Annotated in this window: 5 protein-coding genes; 4 read left to right on the top strand and 1 reads right to left on the bottom strand. The window is 53.9% G+C overall.

Annotated features, from left to right (window positions below; translation table 11 throughout):
* Positions 1 to 1,177 precede the first annotated feature (1,177 nt).
* Positions 1,178 to 1,426 carry a hypothetical protein gene (locus tag ACW5W8_RS23215; protein WP_448022068.1) on the top strand — a complete coding sequence of 83 codons (249 nt, stop codon included), beginning with the start codon at positions 1,178 to 1,180 and terminating at the stop codon, positions 1,424 to 1,426.
* A 20-nt stretch (positions 1,427 to 1,446) separates the two neighbouring features.
* Positions 1,447 to 1,746, top strand: coding sequence for a hypothetical protein (locus ACW5W8_RS23220; RefSeq protein ID WP_448022070.1), 300 nt, complete (start codon positions 1,447 to 1,449; stop codon positions 1,744 to 1,746).
* An 867-nt stretch (positions 1,747 to 2,613) separates the two neighbouring features.
* On the opposite strand, the gene ACW5W8_RS23225 is transcribed toward ACW5W8_RS23220, so the two are convergent.
* The gene (locus tag ACW5W8_RS23225; protein ID WP_498630751.1) at positions 2,614 to 3,009 is read right to left on the bottom strand and encodes a hypothetical protein; all 396 of its coding nucleotides are present in this window, start codon (positions 3,007 to 3,009) and stop codon (positions 2,614 to 2,616) included.
* Between the two features lie 323 nt (positions 3,010 to 3,332).
* On the opposite strand from ACW5W8_RS23225, the gene ACW5W8_RS23230 reads away from it, so the two are divergent.
* Together ACW5W8_RS23230 and ACW5W8_RS23235 are read left to right on the top strand one after the other, a co-directional pair.
* Complete coding sequence (locus tag ACW5W8_RS23230; RefSeq protein ID WP_498630753.1) at positions 3,333 to 3,575, top strand: plasmid replication protein RepB; 243 nt, start codon at positions 3,333 to 3,335, stop codon at positions 3,573 to 3,575.
* Positions 3,576 to 4,597: 1,022 nt separating this feature from the next.
* Positions 4,598 to 5,011: a hypothetical protein gene (locus tag ACW5W8_RS23235; protein ID WP_498630755.1), complete on the top strand. Its 414-nt coding sequence runs from the start codon at positions 4,598 to 4,600 to the stop codon at positions 5,009 to 5,011.
* Positions 5,012 to 5,319: the final 308 nt, after the last annotated feature.

Consider the following 5,319-nt stretch of genomic DNA (forward strand, 5'->3'; position numbering starts at 1 on the left):
TGGGGCCACTGGCCCCACTCTTGATGGCCTCTGTTTTACTTCACCTATTGGCCCACGCAGGTATCCGCCGGACGCGCTCGATGTTCCGAGCGATTTGTTCCCGCCCCGCTGCAACGGTGCGAGCGGGTGAACGGGTATCCGAGCGATCTGTTCCAAGTTGGGGCCACTGGCCCCACTCTTGATGGCCTCTGTTTTACTTCACCTATTGGCCCACGCAGGTATCCGCCGGACGCGCTCGATGTTCCGAGCGATTTGTTCCCGCCCCGCTGCAACGGTGCGAGCGGGTGAACGGGTATCCGAGCGATCTGTTCCAAGTTGGGGCCACTGGCCCCACTCTTGATGGCCTCTGTTTTACTTCACCTATTGGCCCCCGCAGGCGTCCGCCGGACGTGCTCGATGTTCCGAGCGATTTGTTCCTCTTGGGGTGGTAATGCAACCATAAAAACAGCATTTAGATCATGCTGTTATTGCGTTTCCGCCACCATTTTAACGACACACCACTGATTAAATACTCCTTTTCTTTCAATTCGTTACACCAGCTTTGCTGGTGCGTAATGTGTATGGCTGTGGACCACCGTTTTTAAGGGCGGAATGACGGCGTGAAGAGTGGCTATGTCGTTAAGGGCTGCACTGTTCGGGGGTACTGGAACACCGTGAAGCGGATAGCGGTACAGATCCGGTACAAAAGTGGGACAGAAGTGGGACAGAAGTGAGACAGAAGTGAGACATTTGCAGGGCGAGGCGGGGGGGGGGCGAAAAACTGGGGCCACTGGCCCCACTTTCCCACCGTCGAGACTGCTTATCACGAGGATGACTCGACGGGCGGAGAAAGATACCGAAACAGGCCGTAGGATGCAAAAACGGGCCGGAACCTGATCGCGCCGAAAAGGTCCCTAAAACGCTCTCAGAAGCGTTGCAAACTTTCAGGCAGTAAACGCCCTGCTTTGTGGGTTGGAATGCCCCAAAACGCGATACAGGCAGCCAAATCGTGACGGAGTGGCCGTTTTGGCCTGTGAAATGGGCTATTTACCATAATGGCGATTAGACGCAGTGGTTTTTTGGGCGTTGCGGTGAGCGGAAGCATGGTGTTTAGCCAATATTTTTCTTGTCTTAAGGCGTCTTGCCTAGTAAGTTACCTCTACCTTTAGTTCCTTTAATATCTTTAAGAGGTTTAGTTGTGGACCCCAGAGAAAAAGCTAAATTATTGGCGTTTGTTTTATGGAATGAATTTAACGCCAAGCAAGTCAATATAGCTAGAGTGCTGAACGTCTCTGAAGCTACTATTTCTCTATGGCTTAAAGAGATGCGCTACCGTGAGCAAATTCATCATTTAACTCAAGAGTTGAATGAAGTGCGTCAGTTGGCCCTTGGTCTGCAATCACAAGGTTTAATTGAGCAAAGGCAATCGTTTGATGTATTGAACTAAGTGGCTACAAGGAGCGAGTGATGTACGCAATAGTTTTTGATCTTGACCAAGACATGCTGTCTAAGACCTATCATGTTCCAAGTTTTCAAAATGCATATGGTGATATAAAAAAAGCTTTGGAACAGCATGGTTTTTCTCGGCAGCAAGGAAGCGTCTATTTTGGTGATGTTGGTAAAGTAGATGCGGTTGCATGTGTTTTGGCTGTTATGGATTTAGCAAAAAACAATCCATGGTTTGCTCCATCAGTTAGTGATATCAGGATGCTTCGAATCGAAGATAACAACGATTTGATGCCTGCTGTAAGAAAAGCAGTAGTATAAAAATTTTGTATTCCTTATCAGTTGGTATTTTTACGGTTTGAATGATCTTGATCGGATCCTTGGATCAAGCGTAACCTTATCAACAGAAAACAAAAAACCCACCGTAAGGTGGGTTCTTTGCCCGGTGTTCCTAGGCTGGCAGGCTTCGGAATCCGGTGGGTAACAGCTTCGGTGAGAGGAAGCAGATACCGTTAAGTACCCCCTCAGTTTAGCCGCGAGCGGCCCACTGTTCAAGTATCAAACCCTCTCTCGAACCCTGTTACCAAAGGCTTTCACCTTTGGCGCTTTGTCGTATTCGCTCGGATTGGACGCAAGTGATTGTTGCCGTAGCGGGTGTGAAGGTCGGGCAGAACGGGGAAATCTCACATACTGCCCAAGCGTGTAATCGCGCACCACAGCCTCCCAGGGCTCGCACCCTTGGGGCATCTGCACTCAGAGCGTAACGGGGTTCCAACCACGGCCAGCTCTTAAAAAACGGCGTGGCAGTCCGGCCAACAGGCGGGGGCTAAAGCAGATAGCAGCAGGACGGGGTGCGTCTCTGGAGCGCGTGAGAGGGAGCTGCCGCAAGCAGTCTCGATAGTCCGGAGCAAGGCGAGCTTATCCAGTGTAACTACGTCATTTTTAACGTAGCCAAGCAGGAGGGCTCTCCTATCTTGAAGCGCAGCGAAAGATAGGAGAGCCCGCTGACTGAGGAGGCTCGCCGACATCCTTTTCGCGGCCCTTGGCCGTGTCTTTCTCCCCTTACTTTTTATCGCGAGAGAGGATCGTTGCGAGGTGGTCAAGCGCCCGATCCGTAGGCCGTCCATCAGGCCGTGGGTTTGGCCTGTGGGCGGGGGCGTTGTCCACGGAGCGGTTGGCCCTCGAGGCTTACCGCATCAGGTAGTTCCCCAATACGGCGGCTGATAGCGCCAGTACCCACCCCACGACCCCAGCAATGCCAAGGGACCACATCCGGTCACTGTCTAGGTGACGCCGGATCTTCTCGCTGGTTGCTTGCGCCTCTTGCAAGGTTGCGCAGAGTTCGGCAGCGGTTTTTCCGGCTTGCTCCGATAACGCGGCCACCTCGATGCGCAGATCCTGCACCTCCGTAGCGACTTCTGCCCCCTCCGATTTCAAAGCAGCCATTTGAACCTTCAAAACATTGTTTTGATTGGCTGCCAGTGTCTGCCGGATGTAATCGGGGATACTCAACTTTGCCGCTAGTGCTGCCCGCTCGATCTCCCCCCTCTGCTGCTCGGATACCCGAATGCTTACAATGCTCATTTCGCCCCCCTGTTTACGCGTGTTTACAACGAGTAAACATCAATAACGGCAAGGCTTAGAAGCAATTTCGGCATGTTTTTGGTGTAAACAGCATCATGCCGTGACAGGCACGACACCGACTGTATACAGGCACGAGACCGATTGTTTACACGTACCGTGTCCCCATCGCCGCGCCTGTCTCCTGTCGTCGTGCCAAAGGGGCTCCCCCTTTGAAACCCGAGTGCGGTTCTACGAACCTGAAACCACCCATCAAAACCTTAAATTGACGGCCTGCCATTTGGCTGTCATAAGGTAAATATGATTCATCAAATCGAGTGTTTGATATGGAAGAGATCAAGGCGAAGTGGGTATTTGAACAGGGCGGCTTTGCCAAAGCGGTGATCGCCCCGACCCCAATGGGTTCTGGCTACCATCTTCATCTGGTGAAGTTTGGCCGGAATGCCGAAACGGAAGTGCTGGAGCGCCAGCGCGGCGGCTGGCGGGTATTCAAGACCACGGATGCAGCCGCGAACACGGCGCACAATATCGGCTTTCGTCGGATAGAGATCGATCTGAGCAGCCGTTAAGGGCATCCATCCCGCGGGCCGCTTTTCCCTTGCGGGTCGGCACCCGTTCTCGGCACATACCCTCGGCACACGGTATGTGCCGAGCTCACGTGCCGACAGCTTGTGCCGAGCGGCCTTCTCGGCACAAGCTGTCGGTGCATCCTCTCGGTACATGGTATGCACCGAGGCCACGTACCGAGCGCATGTACCGAGAACCCCCGTAAACCCAAGGGTTCCCCTTTTGGCTGGACGCCTTCAGGGGAGCCCTCTGGCAGCGTTTCGGCTGGACGCCTACACACGGCCAGAAAAGAGGGCCACACCGTCTTGCGCTACGCGCGACCACCCCCTTTGAGACGCCTGTTTTGCCCTTGATTTTTGCTTCGCTGCAACTCGGCGGAAACTGGCTTCAAAGAGGGTGGTCGCGAGCCGGCAAAAAGACGCCTATCCCACGACGGTGTGGCGGGCTCTGCCCCCACCTGAAAAAGTCGTTCGCTGGGGCTCTCTTGCGGCGCTGGGGCTTGCATTTTTCAGGCGGCTCCCCCGAGAGCATTCGTGCTGGACGCACTTCACCAGGACAACCCCCAAGAGCTGCCGCGCCCACTTCGTGAGCTTGCCTGCTGGCGCGTTCGGTGTGGCTAAGGGATGCCACCCCTCAGCGCCCAGCCGGATGGCTCGCCATCAAGGCGAGAATATGAAGCATCAAAACGGGAAATTGATTGCGGGATGCGGGGAGGGAGGCGAAAAACTGGGGCCAGTGGCCCCACTTTCCCGCCATCGAGGCGGCTTATCTGATCGGGTGCACCTCGAAGGGGTCGCTTCAGAATTCGGAAATTAAAGCACGTTAAGAGATCAGATACCCAGCAACTGCGCGGCTTTGCGCAAGCTGCTAACCCCTAGAAACAGCATTGATTTTTTCCGTTTTCTGAAGCGACCCCAAGAAGTGGGAAGCCTCGCCGCTTGCGGCGGGGAGCAGTCACCGAATTGATTTGACAGAACCATTATTTTGTATGAATATTTTACTCATTCACAATAAAGAGGTAAGCATGTTTGGTAACAACGATAGCACAGGACAGCCTGGCACCACTATTGAGCAAAAAGTGGAGGACCAAAAGATAAATGGTCAGTTCACGCGCACCGTGCTTGCCAGGATGAATCAAGAGATAGAAGGTGCGGTGGCTACCCAGGGCGAAATGCTCTACAGCATGGCTCACCGCAAGGATCCGCTAGATGGAACATCTCTGGTTGAGATTAATCACTCCAAAAAGCGGGTTGCCGACTTGGAAGCACAGAAGGAGCGGATCCTGCCAGTCACATCAACTGAGTACACGGCGCATGATGTGGATGCTATGCGCGAGATGAAAAAAGCCAATATCTCCGAGGATAGAATAGCCAACTACTACGAAACCAATCAAGCCAAGATCAATCGGCTGCTAAATGGCAAATCTCCGGTGAGCTAAGCCCTTGCCTGCTGTTCAGTGGTTGTTGGAGTCGGAGTGCTGTCCTGATCTCCACAGGGTGGGGCCACTGGCCCCACTCTTGATGGCCTCTGTTTTACTTCACCTATTGGCCCACGCAGGTATCCGCCGGACGCGCTCGATGTTCCGAGCGATTTGTTCCCGCCCCGCTGCAACGGTGCGAGCGGGTGAACGGGTATCCGAGCGATCTGTTCCAAGTTGGGGCCACTGGCCCCACTCTTGATGGCCTCTGTTTTACTTCACCTATTGGCCCACGCAGGTATCCGCCGGACGCGCTCGATGTTCCGAGC

This window comes from Aeromonas aquatilis (assembly GCF_054052405.1).

What these genes read in the sequence shown, in the direction of transcription:
- ACW5W8_RS23220 (WP_448022070.1), top strand. Translation starts at nt 1,447, where the DNA reads ATGTACGCAATAGTTTTTGATCTTGACCAAGACATGCTGTCTAAGACC.
- ACW5W8_RS23225 (WP_498630751.1), bottom strand. Translation starts at nt 3,009, where the DNA reads ATGAGCATTGTAAGCATTCGGGTATCCGAGCAGCAGAGGGGGGAGATC.
- ACW5W8_RS23230 (WP_498630753.1), top strand. Translation starts at nt 3,333, where the DNA reads ATGGAAGAGATCAAGGCGAAGTGGGTATTTGAACAGGGCGGCTTTGCC.
- ACW5W8_RS23235 (WP_498630755.1), top strand. Translation starts at nt 4,598, where the DNA reads ATGTTTGGTAACAACGATAGCACAGGACAGCCTGGCACCACTATTGAG.